16 protein-coding genes are annotated in these 19114 nt (G+C 51.3%); 7 read left to right on the forward strand and 9 right to left on the reverse strand.

Annotated elements, in window-relative coordinates:
* Positions 1–86: 86 nt before the first annotated feature.
* The 4 genes from ACTHPM_RS00915 to ACTHPM_RS00930 all read right to left on the reverse strand — a co-directional run bounded on the left by ACTHPM_RS00915 (position 87) and on the right by ACTHPM_RS00930 (position 3863).
* Positions 87–1298 (reverse strand): peptidylprolyl isomerase, encoded by a 1212-nt coding sequence (locus tag ACTHPM_RS00915; RefSeq protein ID WP_440393316.1) that lies wholly within the window; start codon positions 1296–1298, stop codon positions 87–89.
* Between the two features lie 192 nt (positions 1299–1490).
* A complete protein-coding gene (spoVAD, locus tag ACTHPM_RS00920; protein WP_440393317.1) occupies positions 1491–2501 on the reverse strand; it encodes a stage V sporulation protein AD in 1011 nt (336 codons plus the stop codon).
* Between the two features lie 7 nt (positions 2502–2508).
* Positions 2509–2991 (reverse strand): stage V sporulation protein AC, encoded by a 483-nt coding sequence (gene spoVAC, locus ACTHPM_RS00925; protein ID WP_440393318.1) that lies wholly within the window; start codon positions 2989–2991, stop codon positions 2509–2511.
* Positions 2992–3002: 11 nt separating this feature from the next.
* Positions 3003–3863 carry a DUF421 domain-containing protein gene (locus ACTHPM_RS00930; protein ID WP_440393319.1) on the reverse strand — a complete coding sequence of 287 codons (861 nt, stop codon included), beginning with the start codon at positions 3861–3863 and terminating at the stop codon, positions 3003–3005.
* A 130-nt stretch (positions 3864–3993) separates the two neighbouring features.
* Between ACTHPM_RS00930 and ACTHPM_RS00935 the strand changes: the two genes are divergently transcribed.
* The 3 genes from ACTHPM_RS00935 to ACTHPM_RS00945 all read left to right on the forward strand — a co-directional run bounded on the left by ACTHPM_RS00935 (position 3994) and on the right by ACTHPM_RS00945 (position 6235).
* Entirely contained in the window at positions 3994–4200 is a 207-nt protein-coding gene (locus ACTHPM_RS00935) for a DUF1657 domain-containing protein (protein ID WP_440393320.1), read from the forward strand.
* A gap of 172 nt (positions 4201–4372) precedes the next feature.
* Positions 4373–5023 (forward strand): phosphatase PAP2 family protein, encoded by a 651-nt coding sequence (locus ACTHPM_RS00940; protein WP_440393321.1) that lies wholly within the window; start codon positions 4373–4375, stop codon positions 5021–5023.
* A gap of 126 nt (positions 5024–5149) precedes the next feature.
* Positions 5150–6235, forward strand: a complete 1086-nt coding sequence (locus ACTHPM_RS00945) for an AI-2E family transporter (RefSeq protein WP_440393322.1) — start codon at positions 5150–5152, stop codon at positions 6233–6235.
* A 121-nt stretch (positions 6236–6356) separates the two neighbouring features.
* On the opposite strand, the gene ACTHPM_RS00950 is transcribed toward ACTHPM_RS00945, so the two are convergent.
* Positions 6357–6860: a hypothetical protein gene (locus ACTHPM_RS00950; RefSeq protein ID WP_440393323.1), complete on the reverse strand. Its 504-nt coding sequence runs from the start codon at positions 6858–6860 to the stop codon at positions 6357–6359.
* A 211-nt stretch (positions 6861–7071) separates the two neighbouring features.
* On the opposite strand from ACTHPM_RS00950, the gene ACTHPM_RS00955 reads away from it, so the two are divergent.
* Positions 7072–8121, forward strand: a complete 1050-nt coding sequence (locus ACTHPM_RS00955) for an aromatic acid exporter family protein (protein WP_440393324.1) — start codon at positions 7072–7074, stop codon at positions 8119–8121.
* Positions 8122–8195: 74 nt separating this feature from the next.
* Here the strand turns inward: ACTHPM_RS00955 and ACTHPM_RS00960 are convergent, their stop codons facing one another.
* From ACTHPM_RS00960 to ACTHPM_RS00970, 3 genes are read right to left on the reverse strand one after another with little or no spacing between them, the layout of a single operon-like run.
* Positions 8196–9284 carry a sensor histidine kinase gene (locus ACTHPM_RS00960; RefSeq protein ID WP_440393325.1) on the reverse strand — a complete coding sequence of 363 codons (1089 nt, stop codon included), beginning with the start codon at positions 9282–9284 and terminating at the stop codon, positions 8196–8198.
* Position 9285: 1 nt separating this feature from the next.
* Entirely contained in the window at positions 9286–9984 is a 699-nt protein-coding gene (locus ACTHPM_RS00965) for a response regulator transcription factor (protein WP_440393326.1), read from the reverse strand.
* A 24-nt stretch (positions 9985–10008) separates the two neighbouring features.
* Entirely contained in the window at positions 10009–10956 is a 948-nt protein-coding gene (locus ACTHPM_RS00970; protein ID WP_440393327.1) for a D-alanyl-D-alanine carboxypeptidase family protein, read from the reverse strand.
* 194 nt (positions 10957–11150) lie between these two features.
* On the opposite strand from ACTHPM_RS00970, the gene ACTHPM_RS00975 reads away from it, so the two are divergent.
* Positions 11151–12977, forward strand: coding sequence for an adenine deaminase (locus tag ACTHPM_RS00975; protein ID WP_440393328.1), 1827 nt, complete (start codon positions 11151–11153; stop codon positions 12975–12977).
* Between the two features lie 245 nt (positions 12978–13222).
* Positions 13223–15577, forward strand: a complete 2355-nt coding sequence (gene helD / locus ACTHPM_RS00980; protein ID WP_440393329.1) for an RNA polymerase recycling motor HelD — start codon at positions 13223–13225, stop codon at positions 15575–15577.
* A 76-nt stretch (positions 15578–15653) separates the two neighbouring features.
* Here the strand turns inward: helD and ACTHPM_RS00985 are convergent, their stop codons facing one another.
* The gene (locus tag ACTHPM_RS00985) at positions 15654–16598 is read right to left on the reverse strand and encodes an AraC family transcriptional regulator (RefSeq protein ID WP_440393330.1); all 945 of its coding nucleotides are present in this window, start codon (positions 16596–16598) and stop codon (positions 15654–15656) included.
* 145 nt (positions 16599–16743) lie between these two features.
* Between ACTHPM_RS00985 and yicI the strand changes: the two genes are divergently transcribed.
* Positions 16744–19065 (forward strand): alpha-xylosidase, encoded by a 2322-nt coding sequence (yicI, locus tag ACTHPM_RS00990; RefSeq protein ID WP_440393331.1) that lies wholly within the window; start codon positions 16744–16746, stop codon positions 19063–19065.
* The last annotated feature ends 49 nt before the right edge of the window (positions 19066–19114 follow it).

The following is a 19114-nucleotide window of genomic DNA, read 5'->3' on the forward strand; positions in this document are numbered from 1 at the left end:
ATGGAATAGAAGCTCCTAGAAAAAGAATATAAAAAAACGGATGCACCCGTGTAACTTGGGTGCGTCCGTTTTTAATATCCGGGCAATTATTTGCCGCTGTCCTTGGATTCCGTTTTGGAAGCGTCCGAGTCGGAAGCATCCGTTTTGGCTTCATCCTTTTGCTTCTGTTCTTCTTCAAGCTTGTTCGTAATTTTCGCTTTTGCCTTCACGTCCGCAAGCCATGTTGGAGCCTTGGTCATGATGGCCTGGTAAACCAGCTGATCCTTGATGTCTGCCTTTTTCTCTTCCAGCGTGGCTGTGTGCGCTGCTTTGTAGCCTGTTCTCTTGATGATGTGGTAACCGGCATCCGTTTTGACCACGCCGCTCAGTTCGCCGTCTTTCAGCTTGAATGCAGCATCTTCGAATTCTTTGTACATTTGGTTGCGTCCGAAGTATCCCAGATCGCCGCCGTTTGCTTTGGAACCCGGATCCGTCGATTTTTCCTTGGCCAATGTCGCGAAATCCGCTCCGTCTTTCAGCTGTTTCAGGATGGCGTCGGCTTCTTCTTTGGTCGCTACCAGGATATGGGAAGCCTTAACCTGCTCCGGCGTATCGAAAGAAGCTTTGTTCTCATCAAAGTATTTCTTGACGTCGTCGTCGGAAACTTTCACGTCTGGTTCAATCAGCTTGCGCAGCTTGACCTGCATGTCCATTTGCTTATCAAATTGTTCCATCGTCAGGCCGTTTTGGAGCAAAGCCTGCTCGAAAGCTGCATCGTCACCGTAGTTTTTCTTAATGAAGTTCTTTTCCTTTTCGATGTCGTCCTTCGTCACCTTGATGCCTTTTTTGTCCGCTTCCTGGTTGACGAGGGTTTCGGAAATCATGCCGTCCAGCGTTTGGGTGCCACCGGCGCCGACGAGCTCGCCATAGAGCTTGTCCTTCGTGATTTTGTCACCGTTTACCGTTGCAACCGCTTCGTTGTCTCCGCCTTTGGCGAATGGCGGCTTGATCAGTACGATGACCAGCACGATAGCCAGAACAAGGGATACGATCATCCATACTTTGCTTCCCACCCCGGAGGAAGGAGACGGCGTCGGCGGAACGGCTGGCGTTTTATGAGCGGGTACGGTCGATTTATCAGGTTTGGCAGACGCCGTCGTTGCCTTTTCTGTCTGTGCAGGAACTGGCGTTTCTGCGATAGGCTTATCAGTTTGGGTATGGTCTTCAGGTTGTACGTTCGGCTCCAGGTTGCCCCCCGATTGTTCTTCTGGTGTTATGCCTTCTTCATTATTCAATGTGTCTTTTTCTTTGTCTGACATTAAATCTAACTCCTCCTTTGATATGAACAATAACACTTATGCGTATCACTTTACCAGATTCAGCCGAAATAATCCTTAAGAAGAAATAAATTGTGACGAAAAATTTTTAATACTGTTTTAAGAAACGGCAAAAAAACAGGCTGTCTCCCAACAGGAGTGGGAACAGCCATGATGTGACAAGCAGATGTATCGTTATTTATCGCGTTCGATCGAGACAGCGTGCGCGATGCACGGGATCGTCTCATTCTGCTGGAACGACAATGGAGAGAGGAGAGCACCCGTGGCAACGACCAATATCCGGTTCAGCTCGCCGCGGCGCATCCTGTTCAGCAGATGTCCGTAGGTAACGACGGCCGAGCAGGCGCAGCCGCTTGCACCGGCTTGGACATTTTGGGATTCGTAGTTGTAAATCATCATGCCGCAATCAGAATAGGTCGTTTTTTCCATGGGCACGTTATGCTTTTTGAACAAGTCGTTCGCAATCTCATATCCGACCTTTGAAAGGTCTCCGGTGACGATCAAGTCGTAATATTCCGGACCGATCTGAAGATCGCGGAAATGGGCTTCGATCGTATCCACCGCCGCAGGTGCCATGGCGGCTCCCATATTAAAGGGATCCTTGATGCCCATGTCAACGACCCGCCCGATGGTGGCGGAAGTGACGTATGGGCCGTCCCCTTCCTGCCCGATAACGGCAGCGCCTGCTCCCGTAACCGTAAACTGGGCGGTTGGAGGCTTTTGGGAGCCGTATTCGGTAGGATAGCGGAACTGCTTCTCTACGCTCCCGTTATGGCTGCACGTCGCCGCGAGCGTATGCTTGGCGCCGCCGGAATTGACGATGTAAGCCGCGAGAGCCAGGCTTTCCATGGAAGTGGAGCAAGCTCCGAACAGTCCGAGATATGGAATCGTCAGCGTGCGGGCGGCAAAGCTGCTGGAGATGATCTGGTTCATCAGATCGCCGCCGAAATGGAATTGGATTTGCCCTTCGGTCAATCCGGCATGCTGGATCGCCATTTTGGCAGCTTCCTCCAGAAAGGCTCTTTCTGATTTTTCCCAGCTGTCCTGTCCAAGATACAGGTCTTTGTGAATAATATCGAAATCTTCCGCCAAAGGGCCTTGTCCCTCGAAGGGTCCCACGGACGTGGCGGCAGACAAAATGGAAGGTTTGTTTTCAAATATCCAGCTTTGATGGCCTTTCAGCATAATCGGTTCAACCTCCTACAATATTGGGATCAAAAATGATGTAGGCGATGCCGACGGCAAAGGCCGCGACCGTGCCGAATACGATGACCGGGCCGGCAACCTTGAAAATGCTGCCGCCCATGCCGAGCACGATGCCGTCCCGCCGGTACTCAATGGCTGCGGAAGCCATGGCGTTGGCGAACCCTGTGACGGGGACGGCCGTGCCTGCGCCTGCCCATTGGGCGATTTTATCGTATACTCCAAAGCATGTCAGAATGACCGAAATGAGAACCAGGACGCCTACGGTCGGACTGGAAGCTTCTTTGACGCTGTATCCTCCGAAGTGTACGAACATCTGCTGGACGATCTGGCCCAGCAGGCAAATGAGCCCCCCGACAAGAAAAGCCCTGTACAGGTTTTTGAAGGTGAATTTGCTTGGCTCGCGTTTTTTGGCGAGCGCCTGATACTCCTGCTGGACCGGAGTGAGCTTTTTTTTCGTTTTGCTGGCCATGTATTTCCCTCCTAACGGGTTAATAGCGGCTTGACGTCAGAAATGACCTGATCAAGCTGGATGGAACAGTTCTCATAAAGCGATTTGGCCTCCTGCCGGTCTGTCGACAGGCTGAACATTTCCAGATCCGCCTGACATTTTTTCAGATCCGCATACAGCACGGCCTTTTGCTGCGGCTCAGGCACCTTGACCTTATCATCGAATAAATCCACATAAAGCTGCCCGTAAGCGTCCACCTGTCCGATGTATACGTTATCGAGGGAAACCCCTAATTTCTCCAGCTCCGTATGGATCCATCTGCGGTTTAACCCGCGCGTCGCCAGCGGCTCGTCCATCACTTTGCCGTCAAGAATGACCGTCTGCGGCTCCGCTTCGGGACCGACCTGAATGCCGAGTTGCGAAGGGGTGAGCGGCTGGTTTTGTTTTTTGAGAAGAACGTTGATTTCACCGTTAGGCTCCATGATCGCGAATTCGACCTCCGCTGCCTTGAAGACGTCTTTGCCTCGCAGCTGCTCAAGCAGCTCTTCATTGGTGAGACGCTCCTTTTTCAGGTTGTCCTCGAGGATCTTCCCGTCTTTGATCAGAATGGTGCTTTTGCTGTCGATAAAATCGCGGGCTTTTTTGCTTTTGAGCTGCAAAAACTCAATGCCGAGCGATACAATCACCCATACCGACAAAGAGATGATTCCCAGGTACCATGTCCCTTTAACATCCAGCGAGATGGTAGCAGCCAGGTCACCGATCGTTATGCCTGTGATATATTCGAAGAAGGACAATTGGGATATTTGCCTTTTTCCAAGCAATCGTGTGAGTGCGAACAGCACGACGACGGCCGCCAATGTACGGGTAACGACCTCGACCCATTCCGGCATTTTACATAACCTCCATTTCAGTCTGTATAAACAAATTATGTACTTCTCATGAGATTTTTATGAATGATTTGAAGGCATGGGGGTTAGATTAATTTTCGTACTTATTCCGCAAAGGAGGTGAGAACGGACCATGACAGTATCTTCCCAGGTTAAAACGACTCTCGCTTCTCTGAAGAGCGCGCAAGCCAGCTTGGAAACATTCGCGCTGAGCACGCAAAACCAAGAAGCCAAAAATTTGTTCACCAATGCTGCCCAGCAAACCGAGCAAATCGTGCAGCAAGTGGAGAGCAGAGTTCAGCAGCTTGAAACCGAAGAGCCGCAGTACAAAGGCTTCTAAGTCGAAACGAGTCTTGTTACATACAAGACATGACTCAGTGAAAAAGCAGCGGCGCCGCCGCTGCTTTTCTTTTGTTCATTTTGCACAATATGCGTGACAAAGGGAGTGGCTTTATGGATAATAGGAAAGGATCTTTTCGGAGCATCCAAAAGTTGGGAGGATTATCTTGCATATGAATTCACAGCCGAGCCGGCTGAAGAAGCTGGCGGTGACGAGCCTGATTCTGGGCTCCTTATTCGTCATCATGACCATACTTATCTTAACAGACCATATCGCCTGGTTTGACAACGCCGTCATTTCTGCGGTTCAGGGAATGGAAACAGGCTGGCTTACTACGATCATGAAATTTTTTACATTCCTCGGCTCCTCGCTGATGGCTTCGATTTTGTCGGTGCTTGCCTTTGTTTTCTTGATGGTCGTGCTGAAGCACCGCCGCGAGCTTATCCTTTTCCTGGTAGCTGTCGGAGGATCGGAAGTATGGAACATCATTCTGAAGAATGTGATTCACCGCGCCAGACCGAATACGCACCGTCTGATCGAAGTGACGGGCTTCAGCTTTCCGAGCGGACATTCCATGGCCGCATTTGCACTGTACGGGGCACTTACGTTCTTGCTGTGGAGACATATACCGTCGTTCGGGGGAAGGGTGCTGATGATCATCGTGGGTGTTGCCCTGACGTTATGGATCGGCATCAGCCGGATCTATCTGGGCGTGCATTATCCAAGCGACGTGTTCGGAGGGTATTTGGCAAGCGCGACCTGGCTGATGGTCTCCATCATTCTGTTCGAAAAATACTGGAAGCATCAGGTAAAAGCGAGGTGAAACGCCCGCAAGGGCATAAAACTTGCATGAAAACGGTGCACTCGCGTAATATGATCTCAAGAGGCTTTTGCCTATGAAATATTGGAGAGAAACATTAGAGATCAAAAGGAGTCTGGTTGCAAAACAATGACGTCGTTGAAAGAATTTCTACAGCTTCCCGCAGTGAAAAAAAGCGTGGTCCTCATCTTGCTCGTTCTGTTTCTCTACGTGTTCAGAAGCATGATGAACCTGATCCTGATTACGTTTATCCTGACTTATCTCGTGAACCGGGTCCATTCATCGATTACGCGGCGTCTGACGAACCGGATGGGCATCAGCAGGAAAATTGCGCTGATCCTGATTTATGCCGTGTTTGTGGCCCTTTTATCGGTCGGGGCATATCAATATGCGCCAAAGCTTGTCGCCGAACTGAACGGTCTCATCAATCAAGTGATTAACTTTTACAGCAATCCGCTCGTTCTTACGAACAATGCAGTGATGGATTACATTTTGGATTACATACACAAAATTGATCTGGCCGCCTATCTAAGCAAAGGTTACGATCTCTTGACCAGCACGCTCTCGAATGTCGGCAAATTCGGCTTGAATATTGCCCTCGCCATTATCATGAGCTTGTTCTTCATGCTGGAGAAAGAGAAAGTGACGAATTTCACGGAAAAGTTCCGGGAAAGCAAGTTATCTTATGTTTACGATGAGCTCGCTTATTTCGGTAATAAATTCACCTATTCCTTCGGGAAGGTCATCGAAGTCCAGTTTCTGATTTCGGTGATTAACGCCTGCTTCTCGACGCTGTTCCTGTGGATCATGGGCTTTCCTAATCTATTCGCCCTCGGAATTATGATTTTTCTGCTGGGGCTGATTCCGGTCATGGGTGTTATCGTTTCGTTGGTCCCGCTCTGCGCAATTGCCTTCGGGATCGGCGGCATTCCCAAGGTGATCTACATTCTGGTTATGGTCGCCGTCCTGCACGCCTTTGAGGCATATGTCATGAATCCGAAATTCATGTCCGATAAAACGCATCTGCCGATTTTCTATACCTTTGCGGTACTGATAGTGTCCGAGCACTTCTTTGGCGTATGGGGACTGATCCTTGGCGTTCCGGTCTTCATGTTCCTGCTGGATTTGCTGGACGTTCCGGTTAACCATTCCCCCAAGAACCCGCCGCCCGAGGAACCCAAAGCAAGGAAGCATATCGGATCATCCCGATTATAGGGTGATCCGGCATCCATCGCTCGCTTTGGACAGCTTTACAGCTTCCGTTCTGCAGTGACAATCCGTAATAATAAAAATCCTAACGCAATGGCCGTTAGGATTTTATTATAGTGACTGATGTTTAGATTTCGGAGTGAGCGGCAGGAAGTCTGCGGTCCTGAGGGGGATGGTAGGTGTGCTGCGAAAAGCGTTTGAGCGATTCAGGCAGCTTTTTCTTCAGCTGAACGGCCTGCTCCTGCGTCATCTTGCCGGCTTTGACGGCATTATCGATTTTTGCGCTTTGGACCGCAGTCAGCTTTTGGACAAACACTTCCGTGTCCCAGTTCTTTTTCTCTTTGGCGATTTGCTGGAGCGATTTGCCCTGCTTCCATTCTTTTTTCAGATCCTGTTCCGTCATGTCGAGCAGTGCCGCTGCATCCTTGAAGAGAACAAACTTGCGGCCGTGATGCCCATGGCGTCTGTGCTTGCTCTCGTCCTGCGGCTCCTTGTCGGCAGGAGGCGTTACCTCAGGCGTTGCGACACGGATCTCCGGAGCGGCAGCGGTTGTATGAGCAAAGGAGAAGCTGCCTGCAGTCAACATGCAGGAAACGGCTCCCGCCAATAGCGTTTTACTAAGGGAATTCATCTGGTCACCTCATTGATGTTATGGTTATTGTTTCATATTCTGTATTTATTATGGACTTGTTTGGTGAAAACATACTTCCCTTTTAACGGTCGCTGACGCCGAGTTGTATCATTAAGAGAGACATCGGGTAATATTCCGTATGTAGGAAAAAAACAGCAGCGGCCTATTCGAAAGCCATTGATAAGTTAGAGAGATAGGAGGAGATGCAGCCGTGACATTCGGGGCGCGTATGCTGAAGACGGGAATAGCCGTCACGCTCGCACTATATATCAGCCTGTGGCTACATTTATCCTCGCCGGTCATTTCTGCCGTAGCAGCCATATTTGCCATGCAGCCGTCGATCTACCGTTCCTGGCGCTATTTCCTGGACCAGCTCCAAACCAACACACTCGGAGCCGTCCTTGCCTTGATCGCAGGCTCGGTGTTTTCCAACGAACCGATCGCAGTAGGGCTTGTATGCATTATTGTCATTATGATTTGTTTGAAGCTTAAGATGGGGGATACGATCGGATTAACCCTAGTCACCGTAATCGTGGTCATGGAGGCATCCGGACAATGGCAGTTTGCCCTCACGCGTTTCTCACTGAGCTTGATCGGTATCGTATCGGCGTTCCTTATCAATATTTTACTGTTCCCGCCGAAGCCGAAAATGCAATTCACGGGGCAAATCCAGTCGACGTTCAACCAGATGTCGCTGTTGATGCGCACCGCCATCTCGGATGAGATCAAAGAAAATATTTTCCGGGATAAGAAAAGGGCGCTTGAGGATTCGATCAAATCGCTTTCCGATAAATACAAGCTGCTCGAGGAAGAGCAGAAGAAACTGAAGCGCGCCAAATTCAGCCAGACCCGGCATCTCGTCGTTTACAAGCAGATGCTGAATACGCTGCGAAAGGGCCGCGAGGTACTGGACGCCGTGGAAGAGCATTATTTCCAGTCCGAGCGTTCTACCGAGCTCGATCAGTTCTTCGATCAGCAGCTGGAAAAGCTGATTAAACTGCATGAGCATGTGCTTCTCAAATTCGATGAAAATTTAAAGCCGAATTCCATGGAAGCCCATGTGCTGCTGGAGGAAAGCGATCAATTTATCCAGCAGGTCCTCCAGTATGCGGCAGAGGTGCCTGAGAACAGATTGAGGCTGACGATCGTCGCTTCCACTATGTATGACTACGGGTATCAGCTGGAGCGGCTCAATCGGCTGGTAGAGCATTACCACAAGTCGGATGACGAGGCTTTGTGGCTGTCCTGGCTTAAAAGATAACTTGCAGCAATAAAAAGAGGCGTTCCCAAGAGTCTGAAGAAGGGGACGCCTTTTTTGGTATGCAAATATATCAGCTATTGAAGCGGTAAGCGAACGATAAATTCGGTCTGCTGCGGCGTGCTCACCGCCTCGATGCTGCCGTCATGCAGCTCAATAATGCTTTTGACGATCGCTAGACCAAGGCCCGCGCCGCCGGTATCAATCGAGCGCGATTTCTCCACGCGGTAGAACCGGTCGAAAATGTAGGGAAGGTCCATGGAAGGGATAGGTGCGCCGAAATTGACGATGCGGACGACCGCCTGTTTGCCTTCCCTGACGATTTGGACCTCGATTCGTTTGCCGTCTTTGCCGTATCGCATCGCATTGGTGATCAAATTTTCGAACGCCTGCATGATCTTGTCTCCGTCACCGTTGATCATCAGCTTTTCCTGGGGAGGCAAAAGCTTGATTTCCATTTTGTGATGATGCAGTTGAAGGGTGAATTCGGCAGTCAGCTGCCCGATCAGCTGCACCAGATCAATCGAGGTGCGGTTCAGGGGGATTTGGCCAAAGCCCATGCGGGTATAATCGAACAGATCCGTGACCAGCCGGTTCATCCGCTTCGATTTCTCGTAAGCGATATTCACGTAATACCGCAGTTCGACCTCGTCCTTGTATTTGTCCTCCTCAATCAGTCTCAAATAACCGATGATGGACGTGAGCGGGGTCCGCAGGTCATGGGATACATTCGTGATGAGTTCGTTTTTGGCCTGTGTAGCCATGCGTTCTTCCTGGATCGATATTTGCAGCTGCTTGGCCATGGCGTTGATCTGATCGGCCAGCATGCCGATTTCGTCATTGGACCGCACCTGAATCCGTTCGTCCATATTGCCGTCAGCCATACGTTTGACGCCTGTAATGATGCGGGTAAGTTTCCGGGTTGTGCCCCAGCTGAGCAGCAGCACGTAGAAAACGAACAGGAAAATGATGACCACCGCCTGCCACAGCGAAAATCCGACGATGTCGTTAAGGCCGATGATCTTGTCGACCAAGGGATACAGCTGTTTGAAATTGCTATAGTACATGTTGTTTAGCACTGTTCGCAGAACCAGGAGCGTGATGAAGGTCAGAGCCACGCTCGTAAAGAACATAAAAATAATTTTCCACTGGAGTTTATTGAACATGCTACGCATCGATTTTATAACCTACTCCCCACACGGTTTGGATCAGCTTGTACCCGAGCTCCTTCTCCAGTTTGTCTCGCAGGTTGCTGATATGAACCATGACCGTATTGTTGGATACATAATACTTTTCCTTCCACACCCTCTGGAAGATTTCCTCCGCGCTGAATACCCGTCCCGGATGCGATGCAAGCAGACCCAGGATGTCGAACTCCCTTCCGGTCAGCTGCACATCGTTGCCGTCGGCCGTGACTTTGTGGGTGCTGCGGTTGATCTCAACGCTTTGAATGCGAAGCAGCGTATCGTTTTCAGGCCGGGATTCTGAATTGTACTGAAAGGTACGCCGCAGCAGTGTTTTGACTCTAACCGTCAGCTCGAGCGGATTGAAGGGCTTGATCATGTAATCGTCGGCGCCGGTCATGAGTCCGAGAATTTTGTCCATGTCCTCCGTTTTGGCACTGAGCATGAGAATTGGAATGACTGAGGCCTGATTGCGCATCTGCCTGCACACTTCCAGGCCGTCTACTTTCGGCATCATGATGTCAAGCACGATGAGATCGAAACGACTTCCGGGATCATTTAATAACTCAAGTGCCTCTTCACCGTCATAGGCGCAAATAATATGATATCCTTCGTTTTTTAAGTAAATGGATATGAGGTTCGCGATTTCTTTATCGTCGTCTACCACCAGAATATTTCTCATTTATGTCCTCCAGGCGTTTATAAATTATGGGGTGGTTTGCGCAGAACGGTTCAGCCATCGGGCGAGTCCGGACCCGCTGCTCTTGTTGTCGAAACCGTAATTGAACATCTTGGCTGCGTCTTCGAAGCGCTTTTGGGTATCGGATGCTCCCATGACCACCGCGATAAAACGCTTGCCATCTCTTTCCGAGGTTCCCGTAAAGCAGTAACCTGCCCGCTCTGTATATCCGGTTTTGAAGCCGTCATTGCCGCTGTAAGCAAAACTCTCTCCCGGAAGCATCGAATTGGTAGTGTGAAGCGTTCGCTTCATTTCCGGGATGTATAATTCCGTTTTTTCGGTCACTTCGAGCAGCTCGGGATACGTGCGAATCAGATACCGCGCCATCTTGGCCAGGTCTTTGGCCGTCATTTGGGTCTCGCCCTCCGATGAAGCGGATTTAAACGCCGTCAAGTCTGCGGAAGAGAGCCCGGTGGCATTGGCGAATGCCGTAAGAGAAGATAAGCCGATTTCCCGGGCTGTCGCGTTCATTTGGTCCACGAACGCTTTCTCGCTGCCCGCAATATGCTCGGCAAGAGCGATGGCGGCGTCATTGGCGGAATGGATCACCATGGCCTCAAACATCGTGCGCATCGGAAGCGTTTGTCCCGGCCGCAGGCCGATTTCGGCACCGGTCACGTTGGCGGCATAACGGCTGGCTGTCACGGGCTCGTCCCAAGAGTTGTGACCTTCGTGCACGTTCTTCAGCACCAGCAGCTCCGTCATCATTTTGGACATGCTGGCCGGCGGCAATGCAGCGGATGCATTATGTTCATAATATACCTTACCGGTTTGGACATCCATAAGCACCGCGGCGGATGCATCAATTTTGAAAAGAGGGAAGCGCACAAGAATGGCGGATGCAGCCAGTACGGCCACAAAAAGCAGCGCCAGTGCAATGACAGGTTTCTTTTTCTTCTTTTTGATCGCTTTCATGAAATGCATGCTCCGTTCTTTATATTTTCGTAAACCATTGTTACCATCATAACCATGACTCTTTAAGTGCCTACTAAGATTTTCTTAAGAAATTTTAAAGATTTGATTTTCATTCCTGAGCGGTTGTATGATGGTGTGAATCTTAGCAAGACGTGACAGGCAAAAGACAGGGTACAGAGAGATGGAGGGTTTACATGAAAACTGCAGCATGGGGAAGACGTCCTTTCGCGGAATGTGTGCCTGAACTGGTCGCAGCGGCACGCGGAGATCAGAAGGCAAGCTTGGTCATTCAAAACGTCCGATTGGTCAATGTCATATCCGGGGAAATATTGCCGGGCATGTCCATCGCGGTGAAAGGCGCGCGAATTGTTTATGTAGGACGGGATGTCAGCCATACGATCGGGGAAGAGACACAGATCATTGATGCGGGCGGCAAATATGCTGCACCCGGTTTGCTGGATGGGCACTGCCATATCGAAAGCACGCAGATGACGGCGACGGAATTTGCACGGGCGGTACTGCCGCTAGGTACAACGGGCGGTTTTTTTGACGCGCACGAAATATCCAATGTCCTCGGTTTGGACGGACTCCGGTTTATGCTCGAGGAGGCGAGATCGACTCCGCTAGCTGCATACATGCAGGTCGCTTCATGCGTGCCGTCAACCCATCCGGGTCTTGAGACAACGGGGGCCTATATCGGTCCAGACGAGGTTGCCGAGGCATTAAGCTGGGGCGACGATATGATCGGTCTTGGCGAAGTCATGAACTTTCCCGGCGTGGTGTACGGCGAAGACAAAATGATCAGGGAGATCCAGGAGACGCTCCGTGCAGGAAAATATGCCGACGGTCATTTCACCTGGAAGTCTGACGACTGGCGGCTGCCCGTTTATGCGGCCAGCGGCGTGAGCGGCGATCATGAATGCGTCACGGCCGAGGACGTGATTGAACGCGTCCGGCTCGGGATGTATGCCAAGATGCGCCAAGGCTCAGCCTGGCACGACGTCGCGGCAACGATTAAGGCGCACACCGAGGGCGGACTTGATACGCGAAGAATGATCCTGGTTACCGATGACCGCAGCTCTGAATCGCTCATGAATGAGGGTCATATGAACTTCGTCGTGCGTCACGCGATCGCGCAGGGCGTCAAACCGGTGACAGCTTTCCAGATGGCAACCGTCAATACGGCCGAGCGTTTCGGCGTTTCCCGCGATATCGGAGCGATCATTCCCGGTGCGTATGCAGATATCATTCTGCTTGATGGCAATCTGGCTGACGTGAACGTCGTTATGACGATTGCGGCAGGCAAGGTCGTTGCGGAGAACGGGCAGATGACTGCGGATTGGGAACGTTATGAACTTCCGGCGCTGGCCTTTCATACCGTAAAGTTGGATCGCAAGCTGAATGCAGCGGATTTCGCGATTCAAGCACCGATATCGGATGGAAAAGCCGAGGTTCGTGCCATCGAAGTGGTGGAAAACCATGTGGAAACCATTGAAAGACGGGTACAGGTAGATGTGACGAACAGCGAGGTGCGGCTTGACCCGGAAAGCGGGTTATGCAAAATGGCGGTCTTTGAACGTCATGCCAAAGGCGGTGGTCAGGCGGTGGGGATTCTCACGGGAATCGGGTTTAACAAGCCGGCAGCGATTGCCATGACGGTAGCTCACGACAGCCACAATCTGACGGTCATCGGCAATGACGACGAATTGATGGCAAGGGCCGGCAATATCGTGGCTGATATGCAGGGCGGCGTCGTCATGCTGACGGAGGAGGGCGTATCCGAGTTCCCGCTTACGGTAGGAGGCATCATGTCGAGCGAGCCGTTCGAGACGGTGGCGCGGCAGTCGGAAGGAATCAGCCAGGCGCTGATTGAAGCAGGCTGCCCGCTGAACAATGCGTTCATGACGCTGTCGCTGCTGGCGCTGGTCGTCATTCCGGAAATACGGCTGTCAGACAAAGGCTTGGTACGGATCTCCGCGGAAGGCATCGATATTGTCCCGTTGTTTATAGAGCATGAATAAAGTAGACAGACTCACTTAGCAGATGTCTTGCTTGCGAGATCATGAGGTAAGGTTTAGTCTAAAGATTCTAATTGCATTAAAAAAGGGGAGCCGGAGGCTCCCCTTCATATTTGATTTCCTATTGCATTCTTGATAAAATAGAACGTACGGCTAATCATAAATGATAATGAACATAACAATTCCTTTTCGATTATAACACCGGGAGAAGGAAAAGTCAAATATATAAAAGGGGATGACATGCTGGCATGGACTTGAAGGATCAGGATTGGCAGTACGAGCAGCAGCGGGTCGACAAGGTAACCCGCAAAATCGAAGCCCGCAAAGGAATGCTTGAAGCGGAAGTGGGTCAGGTACGGGGCGATGTGGTCGAGCTGCGGAAGGACTTCTGGGACGAGGTCAGAGTCAATTTCAGCAGCTCCGATGATCTGGGAGAGACCTCAACCAGCTTGCGTCAGCAGTCCCAAGTATTATCCGAACGGGAACGTGCACATTTACAATCCTTTGAGACACTGAAGAAGCTTAAGCTGCTGGCCAAATCCCCCTATTTTGGACGGATTGATTTCAAGGAAGAGGGAGAAGCCGAGGCCGAGACGATATACCTGGGCATTGCTTCTTTTCTGGATGACGACCAGGAAACCTTCTTGGTGTACGATTGGCGTGCTCCAGTGTCCAGTCTGTATTACGACGGTGCTCCGGGTCCGGCATCTTATCAGACGCCGGGAGGCGAGATTAACGGCGAGATGGACTTGAAGCGCCAGTTCGTGATTCGGGACGGCCGAATCAAGGTGATGTTCGATACGGGCGTCACGATCGGGGATGAACTGCTGCAGCAGGTGCTCAGCCATTCCTCGGACAGCCAGATGAAAAGCATCGTCGCGACCATTCAGAAGGAACAAAATGCTGTGATCCGTAACGACAAAAGCCGGATGCTTGTCGTGCAGGGAGCTGCAGGCAGCGGCAAAACGTCGGCAGCGCTCCAGCGGGTGGCATATTTGCTGTACAAATACAGACAAACGCTCACGGCGGACCAGGTCATCCTGTTCTCGCCCAACCCGATGTTCAACAGCTACGTATCGACGGTGCTGCCTGAGCTTGGGGAAGAAAACATGCTGCAGACGACTTTTCAAGCTTATCTGGAACACCGGATTGGAAGGGATTTCGACTTGGAGGATGTATTCTCGCAGATGGAGTCGATTCTCAAAGCGGAGGAAGGACCATGGCTGCAGGTCAAGCAGGCATCGATAGCCTATAAATCATCATCCCTGTTCCTGGAGACCATTCGGAGGTATAAGGATCATCTGGAGCAAAGCGGCATGCAGTTCAAGCCGATCAGGTTCAAAGGCCGCCTTATCATGTCCGAGCAGGCCATGAGAGAGAAATTCTACAGCTATGACCCGTCCTTGAAGCTGGCCAACCGGGTGGAGTTGATGAAGGATTGGCTGCTGAAGGAGCTTGCGCAGTTTGCCAAAGCCGAACGTCAGGCCCCTTGGGTCGATGAGCAGATCGAGGTGCTGGATCCGGACGAATATCAAAAAGCTTACACGCGCATTCGCCGCAAGCAGGCAGCCAAAAAAAATGCGACCTTTGACGATTTCGACCGCGAGCGAAGCCTGCTGGCCAAAATGGTCGTGAACGAGTGGCTGAAACCCGTTCGCAAATGGATTAAACGGATGCGGTTTGTGGATGTCAAAAGGATGTATGAAGCCCTATTGACCGAAAAGGAATTGTTCCTGAGTGTTTCCGGGGACCAAGGGCTTCCCGAGGAATGGGAAGGAATGGGCGCACAAGCAGTGCAGCTGATGAACGAGGGCAAGCTTGCGTACGAAGACGTGACGCCTTATTTGTATCTTCAGGATTTGCTGAAGGGCTTCCAAATCAACAGCGTTATTCGCCATGTCTTTATCGATGAAGTGCAGGATTATTCGCCGTTTCAGCTGGAGTATGTGAAAAGGATTTTTCCGCGAGCACGCATGACCGCTCTCGGGGATCTGAACCAGGGAATTTACGCCCATACGGATGTGCTTGGGGGAAGCCTGGAGTCTCTGAAGCAGCTGTACGGAGCTGAAGATACCGAGGTCATTTCGCTGACCCGAAGCTACCGCTCGACATCAGAAATCGTCGACTTTACGCGCAGCATGATGCCGGGAGGAGAATCGATTGTTCCGTTCAACCGTCATGGCGAAAAGCCCATTGTCCAGAAGGTCGGCAGCCGTGATGAACTGCATCGCAGCATCGTGGCGGATATTCGCCGCCTGAGCGAGCAGGGATATGAGCACACGGCGATCATTTGCAAGACGGCAGAGGAATGCGAGCAGGTCTATGAAGCGCTGAAGGATGAGCTTCCGATGAAGAGAATCGCGAAGACGACGCCATCCTTCGTGACGGGTACGCTGGTGATTCCTTCCTACCTGGCGAAAGGGGTAGAGTTCGACGCAGTCGTTCTTTATGATGCCTCCAAGCAAACCTATCGCAGAGAGTCCGAGCGGAAGCTGTTCTATACAGCCTGTACGCGTGCGATGCACCAGCTGCATATTTACAGCTTGGGCGAGCTGTGCAGCTTTATCCGGGACGCCGGAAAAGATACGTATACACTTCGGTAACCCATTATATCAAGGCTTCCTTTTGCGACGGATCGGTCGCGGAGGGAAGCCTTTTTTCATAAAGAAGGACTTTGGTTCAGCTTAACCGGCTGCCTTTATCTATGGAGAGGGGTTCAGTCATAATAAGCGCGGCTTTATCGTAATAAGGCTTGCGGTATTTCGAAGGCGTACATCCTTTTGCCTGCTTAAATACCGTAATGAAGTAACTCAGGTTATCAAAGCCCGTTTCGAGCGCAATATCGACGATTTTCATGGTGCTGTTCTCAAGCAGCCTGCAGGCTTGCGCGATCCGGTAATGATTGATATATTCCACCGGGCTTTTCTGGGTGAGCTGCTTGAAAAAACGACAAAAATGTCCCTGGCTCATGCGGATTAAACCGGCCAAATCCTTCAGCCTCAAGGCTTCAGAATAATGTTCATGGATGAAATTCAGCACGGTTTTGAGCTTCTCGATTTTGTCGGGGCTGCCTGCGGAAGGCGTGCGGCCGGGTTTCAAGGGCTCGGCGTTGGCGATCAGCATGGCGATGATGCCAAGCAGGTTCGCCTTCGTGGAGAGTTCATAGGCCGGCGGCCGATGTTCGTTATCTTGAAGAATGCGGTCAAGCACGTGCAAAATGTCCTTTTCCCAATCCCGGACTCCTTGGATGAAGGGGGCAGGCCGAAAGCTCTGATCGAGAAGCGGTCCGATATATTTTTCCTGAATCACGTCAAAAGACGGGCTGGTTAGCAGGTCGGGCTTGAATACAATGGCGGAGAAAATGCAGGGCGCTTCTCCCTGAAGAGTGCCGGCGTGCAGCTGGCCGCTGTTAACGAACAGTGCCTGACCGGCACGCACCTCGATATAATCGGTGTCTAGCTGGAACAGTGCACATCCGTTGCGGATTATGATGAATTCCATCTCATCATGCCAGTGACAATCCAGAATGCTGTTGCCGCTGAGTTGTTCAATATCCGGATAGATGCTGACTGGGTACATGGGGTGCCCGTGCATACGGTTCTCCTTAAGCATTTCGCGGTTCATGGAAAGCCTCCTTCATGTGCTTGTATCATCGTTAATACATCAAAATAGTCAAAATAGTGATATAAATAATCAAAATATCAAGAGAAAAGATTTGAAAATATCAATATTATTATACTATATCCATGATGATGCAGGAGGGATTCCATTGAAATTTACAGACGGATACTGGATGACGCGCGAAGGATACGAGGTGCAGAACCCGGCGGATATTCGGGACATTACGATATCAGGAGATTCCATGACGGTGTATGCCGCAACGAAAGTCATACATACCAAAGGCGACACGTTGAACGGCACGCTGCTCAAAGCGACCTTCAGCTCCCCGATGCCCGGCGTCATCAAAGTGAAGCTGAATCACCATAAGGGAAAGTTTGAACGCGGTCCGGCATTTGACATTCAGCAGCAGCCGACTGACGTTCATATCACGATGGATGACGATCAAGCGGTATTGACCAGCGGGGGCTTGAGCGTCCTCGTAAACCGCAAGCAGGGATGGAACGTCGACTTTCTGTTCAACGGCAAGCGAATGACAGGCAGCGGCTGGAGGGGGCCAGCTTATATCAAGGATCCCGGAAAAAAAGCGTATTACCGGGAACAGCTCGATCTGAGCGTAGGCGAATATATTTACGGCCTTGGGGAACGTTTTACGCCGTTTGTCAAAAACGGCCAGGTCGTCGATATCTGGAACGAAGACGGAGGGACGAGCAGCGAGCAGTCCTACAAGAACATTCCGTTCTATCTCTCCAACAAAGGCTACGGCGTGTTCGTGAATCATCCCGAAAAGGTATCGTATGAGATCGCGTCGGAGAATGTTTCCCGCGTGCAGTTCAGCGTCGAAGGGGAGAGTCTGGAGTATTATGTCATCGGCGGCGGCAGTCCGAAAGCGGTGCTGGACAACTACACGAAGCTGACGGGTAAGCCCGCGCTTCCTCCGGCATGGACATTTGGACTCTGGCTGACCACGTCTTTTACGACGGATTACGATGAAGCGACCGTGAATCACTTTGTGGACGGCATGGCAGAACGGGACCTTCCGCTTGCCGTCTTCCACTTTGACTGCTTCTGGATGAAGGAATATCAGTGGTGCGACTTCGAGTGGGACCGGGATATGTTCCCGGATCCTGAAGGCATGCTGCAGCGCCTGAAAGCGAAGGGGCTCAAGATATGCGCCTGGATCAATCCGTATATTGCCGAGAAATCGATTCTGTTCGATGAGGGGATGGAGCATGGTTATTTGGTCAGAACGGAGGACGGCAGCATTTGGCAATGGGATCTATGGCAGGCGGGAATGGCACTTGTCGATTTCACGAACCCTGATGCGGTCGCTTGGTACAAGAGCAAGCTTGCGACCTTGATCGATCAGGGAGTGGACTGCTTCAAGACGGATTTCGGCGAAAGAATTCCGACGGACGTCGTTTATCATGACGGTTCGGACCCTCAAAAAATGCACAACTACTATACGTTCCTTTACAATAAAGCCGTATTCGAGGTGCTGGAAGAACGGCTGGGCCAAGGCGAAGCTGCCTTGTTTGCCCGCTCGGCGACCGTTGGCGGCCAGCAGTTCCCCGTGCATTGGGGCGGAGATTGTTCTGCGACCTATGAATCGATGGCTGAAACGCTCCGCGGCGGATTGTCGCTCGGACTGTCGGGCTTCGGCTTCTGGAGTCATGATATCAGCGGTTTCGAGAACACGGCTCCGCCGGACATTTATAAACGGTGGGTGCAGTTCGGTCTGCTGTCATCTCATAGCCGTCTGCATGGAAGCACTTCCTACCGGGTGCCTTGGCTGTTCGACGAAGAGGCAGTTGACGTCGTGCGCACATTCACCAAGCTCAAATGCAGCCTGATGCCTTATCTTTTTAACTCCGCAGTGGAGTCAACCGTATTGGGCCTGCCGATGATGCGCGCCATGATGCTTGAATTCCCCGAAGACCGGACTTGTGCCGTGCTGGATACGCAGTATATGCTCGGGGACTCCGTCCTCGTCGCTCCGATATTTAATCCGGAAGGCGATGTGGAGTACTATTTGCCGGAAGGAACCTGGACCAACTTCCTTACCAATGAGGTGCGGGAAGGCGGGAGATGGCACCGGGAGCAGCATGGTTATATGACACTGCCGATGATGATCAAGCCCGGCAGCCTGATCGCGGTCGGCCATGAAGACAGCCGCACCGATTATGATTATGCGGACCGTGTGGTATTTCACTTGTTCGAGCTTGCGGAAGGGAGAGAAGCGGCAGCAGACATTGTCAACTTGAAGGGCGAGAAGGAAATGACAGCATCCGCATTCCGAAGCGGAAATGTGATTGAACTGGAAACCCGGGGAAGTGACAAGGAGTGGTCCCTTATCCTGAGAGGCATTGCGGAAGTCGGATCGGTGATGGGCGGCAAGGCGGAAGCCAGCGAGCTGGGCAGCCGAATCATTCCTGATCAGGGCACTTCGGCTCTGCGTATCGTACTGAAATAAGCACATAGCGGTTGACCGATAAAAGGTCTGCATAGTTGCGCGCAAAACA

The organism is Paenibacillus sp. SAFN-054, assembly GCF_051966755.1.
Taxonomy (GTDB): Bacteria; Bacillota; Bacilli; order Paenibacillales; family Paenibacillaceae; genus Paenibacillus_AQ.

Excerpts from the sequence above, each read along its gene's own strand:
- ACTHPM_RS00915 (WP_440393316.1), bottom strand. The coding sequence starts at position 1,298 with ATGTCAGACAAAGAAAAAGACACATTGAATAATGAAGAAGGCATAACA.
- spoVAD (WP_440393317.1), bottom strand. The coding sequence starts at position 2,501 with ATGCTGAAAGGCCATCAAAGCTGGATATTTGAAAACAAACCTTCCATT.
- spoVAC (WP_440393318.1), bottom strand. The coding sequence starts at position 2,991 with ATGGCCAGCAAAACGAAAAAAAAGCTCACTCCGGTCCAGCAGGAGTAT.
- ACTHPM_RS00930 (WP_440393319.1), bottom strand. The coding sequence starts at position 3,863 with ATGCCGGAATGGGTCGAGGTCGTTACCCGTACATTGGCGGCCGTCGTC.
- ACTHPM_RS00935 (WP_440393320.1), top strand. The coding sequence starts at position 3,994 with ATGACAGTATCTTCCCAGGTTAAAACGACTCTCGCTTCTCTGAAGAGC.
- ACTHPM_RS00940 (WP_440393321.1), top strand. The coding sequence starts at position 4,373 with ATGAATTCACAGCCGAGCCGGCTGAAGAAGCTGGCGGTGACGAGCCTG.
- ACTHPM_RS00945 (WP_440393322.1), top strand. The coding sequence starts at position 5,150 with ATGACGTCGTTGAAAGAATTTCTACAGCTTCCCGCAGTGAAAAAAAGC.
- ACTHPM_RS00950 (WP_440393323.1), bottom strand. The coding sequence starts at position 6,860 with ATGAATTCCCTTAGTAAAACGCTATTGGCGGGAGCCGTTTCCTGCATG.
- ACTHPM_RS00960 (WP_440393325.1), bottom strand. The coding sequence starts at position 9,284 with ATGTTCAATAAACTCCAGTGGAAAATTATTTTTATGTTCTTTACGAGC.
- ACTHPM_RS00965 (WP_440393326.1), bottom strand. The coding sequence starts at position 9,984 with ATGAGAAATATTCTGGTGGTAGACGACGATAAAGAAATCGCGAACCTC.
- ACTHPM_RS00970 (WP_440393327.1), bottom strand. The coding sequence starts at position 10,956 with ATGAAAGCGATCAAAAAGAAGAAAAAGAAACCTGTCATTGCACTGGCG.
- ACTHPM_RS00975 (WP_440393328.1), top strand. The coding sequence starts at position 11,151 with ATGAAAACTGCAGCATGGGGAAGACGTCCTTTCGCGGAATGTGTGCCT.
- helD (WP_440393329.1), top strand. The coding sequence starts at position 13,223 with ATGGACTTGAAGGATCAGGATTGGCAGTACGAGCAGCAGCGGGTCGAC.
- ACTHPM_RS00985 (WP_440393330.1), bottom strand. The coding sequence starts at position 16,598 with ATGAACCGCGAAATGCTTAAGGAGAACCGTATGCACGGGCACCCCATG.